General features: G+C 34.4%; 18 protein-coding genes. 10 read left to right on the top strand and 8 right to left on the bottom strand.

Going from position 1 to position 19,325, the window contains the following annotated elements; genetic code table 11:
• The first annotated feature begins 68 nt into the window (after positions 1–68).
• The 9 genes from D0T53_RS04135 to D0T53_RS04090 all read left to right on the top strand — a co-directional run bounded on the left by D0T53_RS04135 (position 69) and on the right by D0T53_RS04090 (position 10,076).
• Positions 69–272, top strand: a complete 204-nt coding sequence (locus D0T53_RS04135) for a hypothetical protein (RefSeq protein ID WP_163265360.1) — start codon at positions 69–71, stop codon at positions 270–272.
• A gap of 62 nt (positions 273–334) precedes the next feature.
• Positions 335–829: a 3'-5' exonuclease gene (locus D0T53_RS04130; RefSeq protein WP_163265358.1), complete on the top strand. Its 495-nt coding sequence runs from the start codon at positions 335–337 to the stop codon at positions 827–829.
• 6 nt (positions 830–835) lie between these two features.
• Positions 836–2,596, top strand: coding sequence for a DUF262 domain-containing protein (locus D0T53_RS04125; protein WP_163265356.1), 1,761 nt, complete (start codon positions 836–838; stop codon positions 2,594–2,596).
• Positions 2,597–2,611: 15 nt separating this feature from the next.
• Positions 2,612–4,951: a DUF262 domain-containing protein gene (locus D0T53_RS04120; RefSeq protein ID WP_163265354.1), complete on the top strand. Its 2,340-nt coding sequence runs from the start codon at positions 2,612–2,614 to the stop codon at positions 4,949–4,951.
• Positions 4,952–4,959: 8 nt separating this feature from the next.
• On the top strand, positions 4,960–5,565 hold the full coding sequence (locus D0T53_RS04115) for a metallophosphatase domain-containing protein (RefSeq protein ID WP_163265352.1): 606 nt from the start codon (positions 4,960–4,962) through the stop codon (positions 5,563–5,565).
• Positions 5,566–5,575: 10 nt separating this feature from the next.
• A complete protein-coding gene (locus D0T53_RS04110; protein WP_163306589.1) occupies positions 5,576–5,791 on the top strand; it encodes a hypothetical protein in 216 nt (71 codons plus the stop codon).
• Between the two features lie 447 nt (positions 5,792–6,238).
• Positions 6,239–7,939, top strand: a complete 1,701-nt coding sequence (locus D0T53_RS04100) for an ATP-binding protein (protein ID WP_163265346.1) — start codon at positions 6,239–6,241, stop codon at positions 7,937–7,939.
• Position 7,940: 1 nt separating this feature from the next.
• On the top strand, positions 7,941–8,885 hold the full coding sequence (locus D0T53_RS04095; RefSeq protein WP_163265344.1) for a YafY family protein: 945 nt from the start codon (positions 7,941–7,943) through the stop codon (positions 8,883–8,885).
• 333 nt (positions 8,886–9,218) lie between these two features.
• Positions 9,219–10,076 (top strand): site-specific integrase, encoded by an 858-nt coding sequence (locus D0T53_RS04090; protein WP_255489385.1) that lies wholly within the window; start codon positions 9,219–9,221, stop codon positions 10,074–10,076.
• A gap of 413 nt (positions 10,077–10,489) precedes the next feature.
• Here the strand turns inward: D0T53_RS04090 and D0T53_RS04085 are convergent, their stop codons facing one another.
• From D0T53_RS04085 to D0T53_RS04050, 8 genes are all read right to left on the bottom strand, one after another.
• The gene (locus D0T53_RS04085; RefSeq protein WP_163265342.1) at positions 10,490–10,948 is read right to left on the bottom strand and encodes an AraC family transcriptional regulator; all 459 of its coding nucleotides are present in this window, start codon (positions 10,946–10,948) and stop codon (positions 10,490–10,492) included.
• Between the two features lie 124 nt (positions 10,949–11,072).
• Complete coding sequence (locus D0T53_RS04080; RefSeq protein WP_163265340.1) at positions 11,073–11,498, bottom strand: KilA-N domain-containing protein; 426 nt, start codon at positions 11,496–11,498, stop codon at positions 11,073–11,075.
• Entirely contained in the window at positions 11,458–12,408 is a 951-nt protein-coding gene (locus tag D0T53_RS04075; protein WP_370457785.1) for an IS1595 family transposase, read from the bottom strand. The genes D0T53_RS04080 and D0T53_RS04075 overlap by 41 nt, the downstream gene beginning before the upstream one ends.
• Positions 12,409–12,464: 56 nt before the next feature.
• The gene (locus D0T53_RS04070; protein ID WP_255489384.1) at positions 12,465–13,328 is read right to left on the bottom strand and encodes an IS3 family transposase; all 864 of its coding nucleotides are present in this window, start codon (positions 13,326–13,328) and stop codon (positions 12,465–12,467) included.
• Positions 13,329–13,348: 20 nt separating this feature from the next.
• Positions 13,349–13,645 (bottom strand): transposase, encoded by a 297-nt coding sequence (locus D0T53_RS04065; protein ID WP_163265334.1) that lies wholly within the window; start codon positions 13,643–13,645, stop codon positions 13,349–13,351.
• Positions 13,646–14,067: 422 nt separating this feature from the next.
• A complete protein-coding gene (dnaK, locus tag D0T53_RS04060; RefSeq protein ID WP_163265332.1) occupies positions 14,068–15,972 on the bottom strand; it encodes a molecular chaperone DnaK in 1,905 nt (634 codons plus the stop codon).
• Between the two features lie 149 nt (positions 15,973–16,121).
• Positions 16,122–17,261 (bottom strand): acyltransferase, encoded by a 1,140-nt coding sequence (locus tag D0T53_RS04055; RefSeq protein WP_163265330.1) that lies wholly within the window; start codon positions 17,259–17,261, stop codon positions 16,122–16,124.
• Between the two features lie 103 nt (positions 17,262–17,364).
• Positions 17,365–18,504 (bottom strand): acyltransferase, encoded by a 1,140-nt coding sequence (locus D0T53_RS04050; protein ID WP_163265328.1) that lies wholly within the window; start codon positions 18,502–18,504, stop codon positions 17,365–17,367.
• Positions 18,505–18,626: 122 nt separating this feature from the next.
• Here D0T53_RS04050 and D0T53_RS04045 point away from each other — a divergent pair, with 122 nt between their 5' ends.
• Entirely contained in the window at positions 18,627–19,322 is a 696-nt protein-coding gene (locus tag D0T53_RS04045; protein ID WP_163265326.1) for a YjjG family noncanonical pyrimidine nucleotidase, read from the top strand.
• Positions 19,323–19,325: the final 3 nt, after the last annotated feature.

Raw genomic sequence — 19,325 nt, 5'->3', positions numbered from 1 at the left:
CATACAGATAGATTATTTTTGTTGCAGCAAATAGCAACAGCCTGAACGTTACTCGCTTCTGAAAATAAATGTGTATATTTGCAACCAGCAACAACAGGTTGCTTATACATATTGAAGAAGCGTCAAGTTTCATCCTTTGTTTAGGAAATCGCCAATTGACTAATGTAGCAAGGATAAACATAGCGTTCCTGTTTGATGATTGTACATTTTGTGCAACATATCAGGCGTGGGCTGTTGTTTATTTGCTACAAGGTGTTTGGCGATACCTCTAACAAGATAAGCGTACAGTACCACGCTTTTTCTTTATGAGAATAGTAATTTAGAATATAGACGAATGTTAAATTTCGCATCAATAGATTTTGAAACGGCGAACTACAATCGCTCAAGTATATGTAGCTTGGGAATTGTAATTGTAAAAAATGGTGTCGTCGTAGATAAGATATATAGTCTTGTCCGCCCACGACCTAATTTCTATTGTTCATGGGCAACGGATATTCATGGGCTATCTTATTATGATACGCTAAATGAACCGGAGTTTCCTGAAGTATGGGAGGATATTAAACCTAAACTAAAGAGTCTCCCATTGGTTGCACACAATAGCTCTTTTGATGCAGGTTGTTTGAAAGCTGTACATGATTTATATGAGATCCAATATCCTAATTATGAATTTCATTGCACCTATCGAACGGCTAAAAGAGAGTTCCCCAACTTGGAAAATCATCAACTGCAGACAGTGGCAGTACATGTAGGATATGACTTGGAGAATCATCATCATGCGCTGGCAGATGCTGAAGCGTGTGCGAAGATAGCATTGCAAATTATAAAATGAGAGAATATGAGAGAAAATACTAACGAAAATCCAAATTTCAGATTAAAAGCTGTTGCCGATTTTTTAGATGGCAAGCATCATTTTTACATTCCTTCTTACCAACGTGGGTATCGGTGGGATAGAAAGCAGGTAGAAGACCTTTTGAAAGATATTACTGACTTTTCTAAAAAAGCCAAAGACGGAGAGTTCTATTGTTTGCAACCTGTTGTTGTGAAAGAAAAGCAATGGGAATTAAATGGAAATACAATCAACGGTTGGGAAGTTATTGACGGGCAACAACGACTGACCACTCTTCTATTATTGCTTAAATACCTGCAAAGCAAAAGTTGTGATTGCAAGAAGCCTCTTTACGACTTATATTACGAAACAAGACCCGAGGTGGATTTTGACAATTTGCACCCTCTAAATGACATTGACAGCTATTATGCTCAGCATGCCAAAGAGATTATTGATGAATGGTTTAATGAAAACACAATAAAAAAAAGTAAACTTGAAGAAGTCTTATTCGACCCATATAAGCCGGAAGATAAAGAACCACAAGTTAAATTTATCTGGTATGTAGTAGAAAATGCCGACAATCTAAATTCTATTAAAGTATTCAACAATCTGAATAAAGGTAAAATTCGCTTAACAAATGCCGAACTGATAAAAGCTCTGTTTATATTGAATGCAAAAAACACAATATCAAATATAAACGAAGTTGTACTAGAGTGGAATGTGATAGAAAGTTCTCTACACGATGACGAATTCTGGCTGTTTTTGGCAAACAAAGATTACAATCCTGCCACAAGAATTGATTTGATTTTTGATTTTCTCACCAACAAACCTCTCAAAAGCGATGACGACTTCTCGTATCGTAAATTTCAAGCCTTATATGATGGCGAAACAGAAGAATGCTGGGGAAATTGGGGTGTGAAAAATTTCGCTGAAGCTTGGGAGAAAGTAAAAACTGTATATCAACTATTTCTATATTGGTTCGAAGACAACAAACTATACCACTATATAGGCTTTTTGCTTAGCATTGGCATTTCTCACAAAGAAATATATAATAAAATACATGTTCTGCCTAAAAACAAAATGGAAGAGGAGGTAAAAGCTATCATTAGAGAAAAAATTAGGATTTCAAAAACAGAGCTTGACGAATTGACCTATAGCTCAGACAAAATATCATCAATATTATTATTGTTTAATATTGAAACCGGAGCAAAATCAAACTCGTATCGTTTCCCATTCGATTTATATAAAAAAGAAAACTGGGATATAGAGCACATAGCCTCTCAAACGGATAATAAACTGCAAAAGACAGGAGATAAGATCGTTTGGCTGACTTATCTTAAACAAGTTGTTTGTCATGAAGAAGGCTGGACTGAATTGCTTGCCAAAGCCATGCAGCTCTTAGAAAAGCTCAATAAAGAAGGGAAAGAAGCAGAAGGAGAGTTTAGCAGAATATATGAAGAAGTCTTTGCCATTATAGAACCGGAGGATGAACAATCGATAAATAAAGATTCTATTGTAAATTTAGCTTTGCTTGATGCTGGCACCAATCGCAGCTATGGAAACGCTCCTTTTCAAACCAAACGTCAACGGATTATAGAAAAAGACAAGAGTGGAGGATTTATTCCTCCGTGTACCCGCAACGTATTTTTAAAATACTACACTACTGAAAGCGAAAATGCTTCCCAATGGAAAAATGCATGGAAAGAAAATGATGGAAATGCTTATTTGGAAGCAATACACGCAACAATAGATGACCTGTTAAACAATTAAACAATGGAAAAACAAATGCAAAAAAATATATCTTTTTTGGATATGATAGAAAAGTATTCAATCTGCGTTCCAAAAATACAAAGAGACTATGCGCAAGGACGTGAAGATGATAAAACTGCAGAAATACGAGAATCTTTTCTCGAAGAAATGATAGAATCATTAATATCAAAAGAGAGCATGCCCTTAGTGCTTGATTTTGTCTATGGCTCTACCGACAACGACAACGTTTTTACACCGCTCGATGGACAACAGCGTTTAACGACTCTCTTTCTTTTGCATTGGTACCTTTTGCCAGCTGACAGACCACAACTATTTAAAGATGACACTAGCATGCCACGCTTCACTTACGAGACCAGAATATCCTCGAAAGACTTTTGCAAAAGCTTGGTTGCAACTTCTCCTCGGATTATAAAGGATAATACAGCAATGTCTGTATCAAAAAGAGAGAACGAAACAACAAAAAAAGAATGGACTTTATCTGAAAGCATACAAAACGAACCTTGGTTTTTGTGGTCGTGGCGAAAAGATCCGACTATAAAAGGAATGTTGGTAATGCTAGACGCAATGGACAAAAAGCTAAAAGCAATACCCGACAAGATTTCTTTATGGAATAGTTTGACCGAAAATCGTAAGATTGTTTTTCACATACTCCCTCTTGAACAGTTTAATCTGGCAGATGAACTTTATGTTAAAATGAATGCCCGTGGAAAAGAATTATCTTCTTTCGATATACTTAAATCGACGTTTGAAGAACAAATGAAGAAGAATGAGGTAAGCGAGTTATTGCAAGAAGAATGGCGAACGCACATTGATAGCAAATGGATGGATTTATTCTGGAACAAAAAAGCAATAGCATACCTTGATAGCTCAGACAGTAATAAAAATAAAGAAATAGTGAACGCTGTCGAAATGTCTTATTTGCGTTTTTTGAAACGAATGATGTACTTTCATTTGTTTATGATTGATGATTTCGAAAACCCCGAAGCTTTAGATAAAGATAAATTTGTGGAGGGTATTAAATCTGTTCGTATATATGTGAGAGACCATGATATTATTACGATTATTCCGCAACTAAGTAAGTGTGGATTCTTTAACGAAGCTTTCTACTCTTTTGTAATTGAGACAATGGAACAATTGCTATTTATAGAAGATGAGCGTGTAAAAGAAGGAAGCGATTTTATTACTATGCCGTTTTGGAAAATTGACAACCGAGATGTAAACAATCTTTTCGAAATGTTTATTGACAATAAGATTACTTATTTGGGGCGTGTATTATTCTTTGCCCAAATGCAGTTCTTCAAATACTACGGAGCAGAAGCTCTACAAGAGTCGGAAAAGTTGAGAAAAGAATTAAACAACTGGATGCGTATTATTCGCAATTTATCTTATAACACGAGTTATAACAATGAAGATGAATTTAGAAATACGATAAAGGCGTTAGATACGTTAGCTTTTTTTGTTTATGCCGAGAGCGATACGAAGTCTATTCTTGACTATTTTGCTAAGGATGGTGAAGTACTCCGTTTTGACGGAGAACAAGTAACGGAAGAAAGAGAAAAGGCACGTCAAATACTACAGGATACCAAATGGGAAAACAAAATTGAAGAAGCAGAATGTTATGCTTTCTGGCAAGGAACTATTCGTTTTTTATTTAGAACAAATGAGCATAAATACGATTGGACACTTTTTGACGATAGATGGTCTAAGTCAAAAAGATATTTTAATGTAGATGGAGTATCCGACGAGTATAAGAATAATAATATTCTCTTAAGGCTGTTAATTTGCAGCTTCACAAAATGGGAAAGCTTTTGGGGCATTACTTACGATAATAAAGCTTCCTCATGGGGAGATATTTTATCGAATAAAAAATGGATTTTACCATTAAATTCCTTGTTTATAGAAGATCCAACTACGTTTGATTATATGAACTTCAATATCTTTCATGAAAATCAAAATGAGCAATCAGCTCTTGTTCATTCTGACTTATGTAAAAGCGACCTTCTTAATTGCATTGTAGATGGCTGTTTCTTAAATTACAGAAATAATCAGCATGCTTTATACCCATACAATACAAGAGCTAAATGGAAAATTTATGTTATTGGTAATGCGAGGAATTCGATATTTTCAAGATTATTAGATCAAAATAAAATTGAATTAATAAACGGAGAATGCGGTAAATTAGGGAACTACCCGTATTTCTGGGGCTGGAATTTATACTTTAAACATAGTGATGTTACTTATTATTGGGGAACTGATGATAGATTACAAAAATATAATAATGAGTTACAAACGTGGGCTACAGAAAATATTTCTTTAGAAAATATCGAGGATTATTTTAGTACAGATAATATTTAGTAGCAATCATGCGCCTCCTCCACCTCTCTGACACTCACAACCTCCACCGGCAGTTAAATAATTTACCGACTGCCGATATTATTGTCCATTCCGGTGACATTTCGTATGCTGGCACTGGTAAGGAAGTTGTGGATTTTGTTGAATGGTTTGGAGCGTTAGATTATCAATACAAAATTTTCATTGCAGGTAATCACGACTATTGTTTAGAGGGAAAAGGGAAAGAAAAAATTCAGCGATTTTTGCCTGAAAACTGTTTTTACCTCTACAATAGTGGCATAACAATAAACAGCTTGAAATTTTGGGGTATTCCATTTTTCTTTTCTGATGACGTGAGTGGTCAATATCTCAATATGATTGCACAAATTCCGGCGGATACTGATGTTTTGATTTCGCATCGTCCACCACTTGGTATTTTGGATAACACCAATAATATTTCTTATGGTTGTCCTGATTTACTTCAAAAGATATTTGAGGTTCGTCCTCGTTATCATCTTTTCGGGCATATCCACGATGCTTATGGTATTGAAGAGTCTAAATATACAACCTTCGCCAATGCAGCATTAGTAGATGAAAATTATCGACTATTAAATAACCCTATCGTATTTGATATATAAATAGCGGCAAATGACACATACTGAGAAATGGATGGAAATAAGAGCGAGATATTTAGATAAAGAAATATCCGAGAGCGAATATTATAAAATTTGTGATGAAGCAGGTCTTGAAATGACTGCATGGGTAGATGAAGATTTTGCAAGAGAGCACGGTTTTATCGGTGATAGCATAGACCTAATAAGTTTTGCATCAGATAGAGAATGGCAAGAAAACGCAATCCATTAATTTTTGATTCAAATTAATGCTCTCTTTTGGCACAGGTGAGAAGTATTTTTGCAAAAATATATTAATCTCTAAAATTGAAATGTATGGCAAATTTTTATTGTGAGTATTGTGGAAATAAATATTCCAGCGTATCGTCATTGACTGCATCTACATGTTCACGACATCCTAACGGAGCTGGAAAGGGAAAACACAAATTGTATGAAGGAAGTGAAAAAAGTAAATACACATGCAAATATTGTGGTAATTCATATTCTTCTATTAGTTCATTAACTGCATCAACATGCTCAAGACATCCAAATGGAGCTGGAAAAGGGAAACATGCACCAGCTCTTTAATTTCTCATTGCATAAAGAAAACTGCTCATATGGGCAGTTTTTTTAGAGACATTTTACACCTGTGCTATTATTTGGCGCATGCCGTGCATATCTTTGCATAAAAACAATAGATATGAGACAGTTGAACATTACACAGAAAGACGAGAATGTCAACGAAAAAGTTGATAAAAAGGTTCTTAAAACCTCTTTAGACCATATAGAAAATATAGTGGAATTAGTTGAGAATTCCGGTTTGAATAAAGAGTTTTTCCAGAAAGCGAAGAAAAGCATCAACTTTGTGGCTAAGAAAATGGGACTTACAATAAATCAAACGGTTCTCTTTGCTATTTTTATAGAGAAAAGTGACGACAGTAGAATATATATCAGTGAATTTTCTAAGCTAATTGGCTGTCGTTTAGTTAGGATTATAAATTTAATGAGTGATATTGACGAATTAGAAAAACGGCGTTTGGTTCGTTGCAACAGAAGCAGCAATCAAAAAAGTTATCGTGTGCCTATGGATGTTGTTAATGCTTTAAAACAAGATATCGCATATACTCCTGAAAGCACTCAAAATCTGACCACCAAAGGATTGTTCAAGCATATCAATCGCTTGTTCAGTGAAAGAGAGGAAAGTGAGATTTCTTGTGACTTACTATTAGTAGAATTGCGTTCACTTTTTGAAGATAATTCTTCCTTAGCTTTCTGTCAGCAAATCAAGGAATATGAAAAAATAGGAATATGTGGAAATGAGTTCTTGTTACTTTTATTATTCTGTCATAGATTTATCAACTTGGATGATGATTGTGTTGGATTTCATGACTTTGATGATTTGTATGAGGAAAAATGGATATTCAAAGATATGAAATCCGAATTACAAAACGGAAATAGTGAGCTGCTTGAAAATAACATTTTGGAACATTCTAATGACAATGGTTTCGGAGACAGGGAATACTTTAGAATATCATCAACTGCAAAAGAGAAACTTTTTGTTGGATTGGATATTAAGACCACTCAGAGTAATAATAAAAAGGATCTTATGCTGCACGGTAGTATTTCTTCAAAAGAACTATTCTATAATAAACGGGAACAATCGCAGATAACACAACTTACATCACTTCTTCACAAGAATAATTTTCAGTCTATTCAAGAGAAACTGGAAAAAGGTGGAATGCGAAAAGGTTTTGCTTGCTTGTTTTATGGAGCACCCGGAACTGGAAAGACCGAGACTGTCTATCAAATAGCTCGTTCTACAGGTCGCGATATTATGATGGTGGATATTTCAGAAACGAAAAGTATGTGGTATGGTGAAAGCGAGAAGCGTATAAAAGGAATATTCGATAAGTATAAAAGCTTTCTGAAAACGTGTGAGGTTGCCCCCATTTTGTTATTTAACGAAGCTGATGCAGTTATTGGTAAGCGAAAAGATGCCGGACAAGGCTCGATTGATCAAACAGAAAATGCAATACAGAATATCCTATTACAAGAAATGGAGAATTTAGAGGGGATAATGATAGCGACAACTAATTTGACTCAGAATTTGGATAAAGCTTTTGAACGAAGATTCTTGTACAAGATTGAGTTTGAGAAGCCTTGTATTGAAGCTAAAGAAAAAATTTGGCAAACCATGTTGCCAACATTATCTGAGCAAGAGAGATTGGAATTAGCAAATAATTATAATTTCAGCGGTGGACAAATAGAAAATATCGTTCGCAAATATACTGTGGACTCCATCTTAAGCGGAGTAACACCGACATTGGAGACGGTACATAGCTACTGTCAAAGCGAGTTTTTGTATAAGAATGAAGAACGAAAAAGAATAGGATTTAATTGATATGGAAAAGAAAAAAAGTTCTAAGGATACCACATCCAATTTATTCAACCGATATGTTTGGTTGGTTGACATCATTTATCGAAGAGGGAAGATAACATTTGAAGAAATTAATGAATATTGGCAAAGATCATTATTAAATCTTGATGGAGAAGATCTTCCTTTGCGCACGTTCCATAACCATCGACAGGCTATTGAGCAGATGTTTGATATTAACATTGAGTGCGATAAGCGAAATGGATACAAATATTACATAGAGAATACCGATGATATGGAGCGTGGAGGCGTTCGAAGCTGGCTATTAAATACATTCGCAGTAAATAACCTGATAAATGAGAGTCACAAACTCAAACAACGCATTTTATTTGAAAAAATACCATCTGGGCAAATGCATTTGACATCTATTATTGAAGCAATGAGGGATAGCCTATCCATAGAAGTGACTTATCAGAGTTTTTGGCGAGATACACCTAATACTTTTGAGATTCATCCTTATTGTATAAAAGTATTTAAACAACGCTGGTATGTTATAGGGTACAGTCCATATAAAGAAAGTATCCTCATTTATGCTTTAGATAGAATCAAACATATCCACATCAATGAGAATAAATTCCAGTTACCAAAGAACTTTGATGGAGAGGCCTTTTTTATGGACAGCTTTGGAATTGTAGCCGGAGACGGACACAAAACAGAAAACGTTCTGATTAAGGTATATAAAATTCAAGATAGTTATATCAGGGCTTTGCCATTGCATCACTCGCAAAAGGAAGTTGAAAGTACATCCGACTATACCATATTCAGCTACCATATAAAACCAAGCTTTGATTTTCGACAGGAGTTGCTCTCTCATGGATCAGAGGTTGAAGTTTTATCTCCTAAATGGTTTCGGGATGAAATTGCAGAGATTATATCGGCTCAATATGATGTATATCAAAGTAGTAAAAAGTAACTCATGGAGGCGATATGCATCATCTATACCAAAAGGAATTTGTCAATAGAGAAAATTTACTTAATTTTGTGCCAAGCTAATCAACCTGCTCAAAGCGGGGCAAATTGATGAAGTTATCTCGTTACTTATCCGTTACCTATTCTGATTTACAGCCAAGACAAACGGCTGATTCAGAATGAAATAATCCAAAAGCATAGTTTTGTGTCCAAATCGTGGCCTATTCAAAGCAAAAAAAGAGTCCACGAATAAGAATCTTTCTCGTTGTATTACTGCATTTTACGTAGCAGGACTTGATGGCTTAAAAAGTATTTTTGAACCATTAAAATTGAAAAGATGAAACAGAAAACATTTAGCATTTTATTCTTCCTAAGAAAGAATAAAATAAAGAGTAATGGAGAGGCTCCCATTTGCGTGAGAATAACAATTAACGGTAAAGCCTGTGAAATCCTGATAAAACGTAGTGTAGATATAAGCCTTTGGGATCAGACAAAAGGTTGTGTGAAAGGGAAAGGCAGAATCGCTGCCGAGATTAACTCCTACATTGACATAATAAAGGCAAAACTACGCAATATATATCGTGAGTTAGAAGCCGAAGAACGCCAGGTAACGGCCGAAATTATCCGCAACAAATATTTTGGGGTAGAGGAAAAACACAAGACTCTATTACAGGTATTTTCCGAACACAACAAAGAAGCCCGCTCTTTAATTGGTAAAGGATATGTTGAGAAAACAGTTCAGCGTTTTGAAACAACAGCCCGCTATCTTGAAGAATTTATTAAGCTTGAATATAAGGTGTCTGATATCGGACTAAATGAGTTGGATTTATCTTTTATCCGGAAGTTTGACGTATATCTGAAAGTAGAGAAAAAGTGCGCTCAAAATTCGGCTATTACCCGTCTGAAAAATCTAAAGAAAGTTATTCGTTTAGCTTTTTTTAACGATTGGATGCAGAAAGATCCGTTTGCTTCTTATCGTTTCAAATTTGAAGATACAAATGTTGATTTTCTAACAAAAGAAGAATTGGAAGCTATAATAAAAAAGGATTTTCCTATTCAACGTTTGGATGTAGTAAGAGACGTATTTGTCTTTTGTTGCTACACCGGACTTGCCTTTGCTGATATTCAACAACTACAACCCGAGCATTTGGTAAAAGATAATGATGATTCTATGTGGATAAGGAAGAACAGATAAAAAACTAAAAATATGTGAAATATTCCTTTACTAAGCGTTGCGATACAGCTTATCGAAAAATATGAAAATCACCCCGAGTGTACAAGCAAAGGCTTATTGTTTCCTGTACCCAGTAATCAACGCATGAATTCATATTTGAAGGAAATTGCTGATTTGTGTGGTATTAAAAAGACGTTGACTACTCATGTGGCAAGACATAGAGAAACTTTCAACTACATGTATTTCAGTGTATTGTAAAACTGAATTTGCAGACAGGTAACGATTTAGAAACCAGCTATCATTATTCGCTGATTAGCTTCATTTTCAACAATACATTAAGAGCGACTTTATACTTCAAAGATACGAAATCTTCTCCATATTGCAATCTTCTCAAACATAATCTTCTCGCTTTTACACCTTGTGCCAAATTTGACCTACGTCTTATTTACATTTCTATATTCTTTTGGCGTCATCCCGGTTTGTTTTTTGAAGAATTTCACGAAAAATGATGAATTCGGAAAATTAAGTTCATCAGAAATCTGTGAAATGGTCAGATCAGTCGTAACAAGTAAAATTCGTATATTAGCAATGATATGTTCGTCTATACGATCCTTTGCGGTTATTCCAGTAATATCTTTACAAATAGAAGATAAATGTCTGGAAGAAATACACAATTTGTTAGCATAAAATTCAATACCTCTTTGCTTTCTATAATTTTTAGCAATTAACTCCATAAACTCAAAATATAATTTATTTTTCCTTGAGTAAGGTTGTTGATTTAGAGGCTCCCCCTTTTTGTAAATTCCAATTATTACATATACTACTGCGGATGCTAAATGTTTTGAAATATCATCTTTACAAGGGTGTTCTTCTTTTAAATCGTACTCTTTCAAATACTCACACATTTTGATAAGTTCTGACTGTTCCGTATTTGGTAATAACTAACCAGTTTACACCGATTATTGTTTGTGATTAATATACTTGATAAATCAAGTTAGTAGTTATTTTTTCTTTTTGTTAGGATTGTATTCTAAGGCTTTTTTTGATTTTTTCTTCAAAGTCTTTAGGTACTTCTTTGTTCGCATTTACACCTGAATCGAAATCATTTTCTAACATCCATTGGTATATCCAATCTAAAACTTGTGGATGAAAGTTAAGCCCGAACCATTTACCTATATTCAAAGCAATACTTGGATGAACCCAAACACTTTCTTTATTTTGCTCATCGGTAACTCTTCGGATATAAGTAGATAAAGGTAAATTAGTTTTTGTCGTTAGTTCTTTTAAGAACCTCTTTGTATCTTCTGAATTTAGATATTCTTCTACATTTTTCTTTTCCATTTCGCAAATAAGGGTTGCATTTAGATACCCATCTAACGAATGTTGTTTGATAGTATTATTATCAACCTGTTTGTTTAAAGTTTCTTTCGTTTTCTTGGACATAAACTAAGTCTTTATATTTCAACCTGCGATTTGAGTTCTGTAAAAGTAAATCAAATCTTGCATTTGTTGAAATTTCTCGTGTATTATATCTGAAACAAAATTCATCCACATACTTTTGAAGATGCTTTCGAGTGGTTTTATGGTATATGCCAATAATTCCACGTTTTAAGATGCTCCAAAATCCTTCAATAGTATTCGTATAAACATCTTCCATTGCATATATTTTAGCTGCATGAAAAACTTGTTTATGAATATATTTCTCATTCAAGTTTCCATAATTCCATTCATCTGTATTAATGATACTTCCTTCGGCTATGTACTTGTCGATTAGAGGTCGTAGAGTTTGAACTTTGGTATCTGTGACTACTTTAGCTATTACTTTTCCGTCCCTTTGAAGCATCCCAAAGACAGGGGTTTTGTCTTTGAAGGCTCTCCCCTGACTTTGTGGAACTTTTTTATCCCAATGTCGATTTTTGTTTTTGCCCCCGACAAAAGTTTCATCAATTTCAACTACTCCTTCCAAGACCTCATTCTCTTCTAAGTGGAAACAATTACGAATACGATGAGCCATGAACCAAGCTGTTTTTTGTGATACATTTATGAAATTTGCCAACTGATATGATGATATGCCTTTCTTGTGATCTGTTACATAATACATAGCCACAAACCATTTTTTTAAGCTTATTTTGGTATTATCATACATCGTATTGGTTTTCACATTAAAATACTTGCCTGTATTCTTGCATCTATACCTATTGTTTTTGCACTTATAGACTTTCGATGTCGGATCAAATGGACTTACAATATTCCCTTTCCATCTTATCTCTTCCAAATAGTCTATACAAGATTGTTCAGTAGGAAATCTTTCAAGCAATTCGATGATTGAATTGAATTTTTCAGCTATCATAATCTGCAGATTTACAGATAGATAAAAGTTGGATATGCAGCCTTATTCAGGATAAAAAGTTAAGGGGTAATGTTTAAATTGTTATTTTCATATTGTTCCCAGAACTCAGGTATTGTCCGATAATTTAAATATGAGTGTCTTCTTTTTTTATTATACCAAGTCTCCAGATACTCAAAGACAGCTGTTTTTGTATCTAATTTGGATAAAAGTTTATTTCCATATATCAATTCAGTCTTGAGCGTTTTAAAGAAACTTTCTGCCACAGCATTATCCCAGCAATTGCCTTTTCGACTCATCGATTGACTAAAATTGTATGATTTAAGATAGTTGACAGTTGTTTTACAAGCATATTGTACCCCTCTGTCAGAATGAAAAATCATATCTTTTTGTAAAGATCTGTTACGGGAAGCTTTCTCTAATGCTGGTATTATTGTTTGTTCGGCAGTCATCTTCTCACTAATATTCCAACCAATAGGCTGTCTGTCAAATAGATCAATAACAACAGTAAGGTATATAAATCCATGAGTTGTGGGTAGATAAGTAATATCAGAGACACATTTGATACCGGGATATTTAGATACAAAGTCCCGGTTGAGGATATTCTCAGCTACTGGTTCTTTATGTGAATAATTCATTGTTTGTCGGTGTTTTCGTGAAAGTTTACTTTTTAGCCCCATTTGTTTCATATATTTAGCTATAGTTCTGCGAGACACACTTAGCCCTGTATTTGTCATCTCTTTAGCTATACGTGGGCTGCCATAACGCCCTTTCGACTCAAAGTAGATTCGTTCAATATTTGAACGTATCAAACAACTCTGCTTGTGACGTTTTCCAAATGGCTCTTTTCGCCATGCATAATAAGCGCTGGGTGAAACTTCTAGTACTTTACACATCATCCCGATAGGCCATTTATCTTGGTGCATATTTATGAAATGATAAATAGTCAATCTTCTTCCCTGGAGATGATGCCTAAAGCCTTTTTTAATATCTCATTCTCCTTTCGTAGACGCTCCATCTCTTTTTTTAGAGACTGCTCGGCTTTTGCTTCTATTGTTACTGCCGAATTTCCTCTCCCCGGAAAACTTTCTGCTCCTTTCTTTCGTGCCTCACTGCGCCAACTATATAACAACTTGGTCGTTATCCCCAATTCTTTAGCCAAACTGGAGATGTCTTCTCGTTGGTTACTAAGGCGAACCGCGTTTTCTTTGAAATCCCGATCGTAAATTCTCTTTTTTTTCATCCGTATAAAGGTAATATTTTACCCCTTAACTTTTTATCCGAATAAAGGTAGCATATCCAATATTAAGATATATCTAAATTAGGATAAATAATCTGATTTAATAAAATAAAACATTGAAAAATTGTTTTTTAATGTTTTATTTTATTGTTGCTTATACTTCTTAATTACATATTATTCAATTCTGTAATTTCAAATCTAATAAATCAAAATTCATAGCATCTTCGTTGGTTAATAGCAAATTACTTTTTATATCAACATAACTTATATTTCGATTTTGTATGAAAACAATTATCCACCTGTTCTTTATATAACTCTCTAAAGATATATAAGAACGGATAATAAGAATCTCTTAAAAAAGAAAAACGCAGTAAGTCAACACTTACTGCGTTTTTCAATCATTGTTTATTATTCCTAATCGTCTTTTATTTCACTTCTTCGAAGTCAGAATAAGGAATGTCATCGTTGCCATTATTACTGTTGTCGCTGGCATTTCCTGCTTGTTGTTGTCCATCGTTTGGTTGTGCATCCGATTGATTGTACATATCTTGAGCCATGTTTTTGAATAATTCTTCCAATTCGGCTGTTGCAGCATCGATTGCAGGAATATCCTGAGCTTTATGGGCGTCTTTCAATCTGTTTAAAGCAGCTTCGATAGTCGCTTTTTTATCAGCAGGTAATTTGTCTCCCAATTCTTCCAGCTGTTTTTCAGTTTGGAATATCATTGAGTCTGCCTGATTCAATTTGTCTATTTTCTCTTTCTCTTTTTGGTCAGCTTCGGCATTTGCAGCAGCTTCATCTTTCATACGTTTTATTTCCTCATCACTTAAACCCGACGATGCTTCGATACGTATAGATTGCTCTTTACCTGTGTTTTTATCTTTAGCCGAGACCTTTAAGATACCATTTGCATCGATATCGAATGTTACTTCAATTTGTGGTTCTCCACGACGGGCAGCAGCAATACCATCCAAATTGAACAAACCTATTTGCTTATTGTCTTTCGACATAGGGCGTTCTCCTTGAAGTACTTTTATCTGAACAGATGGCTGATTATCTATTGCAGTTGTAAATATCTGACTTTTTCGGGCAGGAATAGTCGTGTTTGCTTCTATAAGTTTAGTCATAACCTCTCCCATAGTTTCGATACCAAGCGATAGAGGTGTAACATCTAGTAACAATACATCTTTTACTTCTCCTGTTAAAACAGCGCCTTGAATAGCAGCACCCACAGCAACTACTTCGTCGGGATTTACACCTTTTGAAGGAGCTTTTCCGAAGAATTTTTCAACTTCGGCTTGTATTGCAGGTATACGGGTTGAACCTCCAACTAGAATTACTTCATCGATATCTGATGTTGAGTATCCTGCGTCTTTTAATGATTGACGGCAAGGCTCGATACATGCACGGATTAATTGATCGGCTAATTGTTCGAATTTAGCACGGCTCAAAGTTTTTACCAAGTGTTTTGGAATACCGTTGACCGGCATTATATATGGCAAATTAATCTCGGTTGAGGTTGTGCTCGAAAGTTCTATTTTTGCTTTTTCGGCAGCCTCTTTTAAACGTTGAAGTGCCATTGGGTCTTTACGTAAATCAATGCCTTCTTCTTTCAAAAAGTCTTCAGCTAACCAGTCGATGATTACTTGGTCAAAATCGTCTCCTCCAAGATGAGTGTCTCCGTTTGTCGATTTTACTTCGAATACCCCATCACCTAATTCAAGGATAGATATATCGAATGTACCACCTCCAAGGTCGAACACTGCTATTTTCATATCTTCGTGCTTCTTATCTAGTCCGTAAGCCAATGCTGCCGCAGTTGGTTCGTTAACAATACGTTGAACCTTAAGACCGGCAATTTCTCCAGCTTCTTTTGTTGCCTGACGTTGCGAGTCGTTAAAATATGCAGGAACTGTAATTACAGCATCAGTTACTTCCTGACCAAGGTAATCTTCGGCAGTTTTTTTCATTTTCTGAAGAATCATTGCCGATATTTCCTGTGGAGTATAAAGACGCCCGTCAATATCAACACGAGGAGTGTTGTTATCGCCTTTTACAACTTTATAAGGAACACGTCCTACTTCTTTCTGAACTTCCTCCCAAGTCTCACCCATGAATCTCTTTATCGAGAAAATTGTTTTCTCGGGGTTAGTAATAGCCTGACGTTTAGCCGGATCTCCTACTTTACGTTCGCCTCCTTCGATGAAAGCTACAATTGAGGGTGTAGTTCTTTTACCTTCGTTGTTGGCAATAACTACAGGTTCGTTACCTTCCAATACGGCCACACATGAGTTTGTGGTACCTAAGTCTATTCCAATTATTTTTCCCATTTTGTTTTTATTTTGTTTTTTAGATTACTTATTTTCATTTTAGCTTTTCAGCTTCGATTAGTAATATATCAAATGCTGTGCCAAACTTTACTTTTGAAGTGAAATGACAAAATGACATAAATAGAATAAAATATACTTTTATTCTGCTTTTATCTGTTATAAATACTCTTGGGCGGGTTCTTCTTGGAAAAAACGTATGGGGTTATTGCATTATATATAAGATACATAATGTACGAAAATAGGATAACGACAATGAAGTGTCCGAATGATCCTATTAAAATAATGAGAGGATTCTTGTTTTCGAAATAAGGGAGAAAAAACAGATTTCGGATAGGAGACCGGAATAAAAATATAAACATACTTATCTTTCCAAGAAAGAGAAGTCCTTTCATTATTATTGGTGGACTATATGTGTAAACATAATAGCACAAAGTCATGATTAATATTGTTGCAGCCAAAAAGCTGAAAGGAAAAAGTCCTACAGTTAGATTTGACAAAATAAATATAACTAATGCTCCCCAAAAGATTTTAGGGGTAATAAAAAATCGAGGGAATAAGGCTATTGCCATTCCAAATAAAAATTCGGGAATGTGTCCTATGAAAAGGGCGAAGAACGATATTCGTGTATTTCGTAATTCAGGATATAGGGTAAATAATAAAATATAGAGTCCAACAGCTATATATAGCAATATATATGCTGCGGATGTTAGTTGAAAATAACCTTTTTCGGAATGTTTTTTTAGATATCTGAAAAAGAGAGGAAAAAGCAAGTATAATTGAATGATAAGCCCGAAGAACCACCAAGGCCCACAAATAACGAACATTGTATGGCTCGAAAAATTACGGAGAGTGGTTACTGTTAATAATACATTTTTCAGGTAAATCCAGTCTAATTGCTTTTCTTTTAATAGCAGGGCAAATATCAAAGTGAATACAACTATGCCGAATAGCATTAAAAAATATATTTTAGCTAACCTGTCTTTAAAAAAGGATTTATAAGAGATATCCGTATGGTTACAGTACTTTTTTGTCAAGCCATAACCGCTGATAAAAATAAATATTTGTACCCCAAAATGTCCGAAAAATGTAAAAAATGCATTAAATATCATTTCAGGATTATAAAAAATAACCTTCAAAAAATAGATGAAACGTTCCGAACCGAAATTCATTTCGTTGAACTCAATATCTGTTGTTGGATAAATTGTATTGTGAAATACAACAAAAAGGATAGCAATACCTTTTATTACTGATGTTTGTTGCTTTGTTATATTGTATAAGGATATATTCATTGTTTATAAAGGGTGCACTACCAGTTTAGTCCATCAAAGTTATAATAAACTCTTTTTGCGGCAAAAAGTTATATTTATGTCTTGGGTATACTTTTATTCTATTTTATCTGTTTGAAATACTCTCGGATAAGTTCTTTTTGGAAAAAACGTATGGTGTTATCGCATTATATATAAGATACATAATGTACGAGAATAGAATGACGACAATGAGGAGCCCAAACGATCCTGCTAAAATAATGAGGGGGGGCTTATCTTTGAAATAAGGGAGGAAAAACAGATTTCGGATAGGAGCATTGAATAAAAATATAAACATGCTTATTTTTCCTATAAATAAGAGTGTTTTCATAATTATAGGTGGACTATATGTGTAAATATAGTAGCACAAAGTCATAATTAATATTGTTACTGCTAAAAAACTGAAAGGAAAAAGTCTTTCAGTCAAATTTGACAAAATGAATATGATTAATGCACCTCCCAATATTTTAGGCGTAATAACAAACCTAGGGAATAAGGCTATTGCCATTCCAAATAAAAATTCGGGAATATGTCCTATGAAAAGGGAGAAGAACGATATTCGTGTTTTTTGTAAATCAGGATATAGGGTAAATAATAAAATATAGAATCCAATAGCTATATATAGCAATATATATGCTACGGTTGTTAGTTGAAAATAACCTTTTTCGGAGTTTTTTTTTAGATATTTGAAAAAGAGAGGAAAAAGCAAGTATAATTGAATGATAAGCCCAAAGAACCACCAAGGGCCACTAATAACGAACACTGTATAGCTCGAAAAATTGCGAAGAGTGGTTACTGTTAATAATATACTTTTCAGGTAAGTCCAATCTAACGGCCTTTCTTTTAGTAGCAGGGCAAATATCAAAGTGAATACAACTATGCCGAATAGCATTAAAAAATATATCTTAGCTAATCTGTCCTTTAAAAAGGATTTGTAAGAGATATCCGTATGGTTATAGTACTTTTTTGTCAAGCCATAACCGCTGATAAAAATGAATATTTGTATCCCAAAATGTCCGAAAAACGAAAAAAATGCATTAAGTGTCATTTGGGGATTATGAAAAGCTATCTTCAGAAAATAGACGAAACGTTCCGAATCGAAATTCATTTCGTTGAATCCAATATCTGTTGTCTGATAAATTGTGTTATGGAATACTATCAAAAGGATAGCCATACCTTTTATAACCGATGTTTGTTGCTTTGTTATGTTGTATAAGGATATATTCATTGCTTATAAAGGGTACATTGCCTGTTTTAATCAATCAAAGTTATAATAAACTTTTTTTGTGGCAAAAAATAGCTTGTGCCTGTAACAAACATTATTTACTTTTGTGTATCAAAACCTTCGCAATGAAATACGAAACAATATTCCTCGACCTAGATGATACATTAATAGATACTTCTTCAAATAATTATGAAGCGTTGACTGAAATTTTTACCGAATATGGATTCGATAACGATTACGAAACGTTCGATGATTTTTATGAGGTGTTTAAACCTTATAATTTGTCTCTTTGGAAATTATACGAACAAAATCGGATAAATAAAGAAGATCTTAAAAGTAGACGTTTCTATGAGCCATTTAAGCATATCGAAAAGATTTCTCAAAAAAGAGCGCTTGAAATAAATAATGATTTTATGTTTCGAAGCTCATCTAAAAGGCGACTGATTGATGGAGCTATTGAGTTGTTGGAAGCATTGAAACCAAAGTTCAAAATTATTATGCTTTCTAACGGGTTCGAAGAGGTGCAGTATAAAAAGTTGGAAATGGCAGGCTTAGAGGGTTATTTTGATAAAGTAATTCTTTCCGATCAGGCCGGGGTTAACAAACCAAATCCGCTTATATTTGAGTTTGCCCTGTCGGAAAGTAATGCGTCGAAGGAAAAGACTGTAATGATAGGGGATAATTGGATATCTGATATAACCGGAGCACGAAATTCGGGTATAGATCAGATGTGGTATGCACCGAATGAGTATAATAAGACAGATTTTGAGCCTACTTATGTGATAAAGGAATTGAGCGAAGCAATAGAAATTTTATTATAAGAC

The sequence above is a fragment of the Dysgonomonas sp. 216 genome, from assembly GCF_010501065.1.
In the GTDB taxonomy this organism is placed as follows: Bacteria; Bacteroidota; Bacteroidia; order Bacteroidales; family Dysgonomonadaceae; genus QVMM01.
The sequence above is the reverse complement of the archived record's forward strand: the minus strand, read 5'-3'. Positions and strand labels throughout refer to the sequence as shown.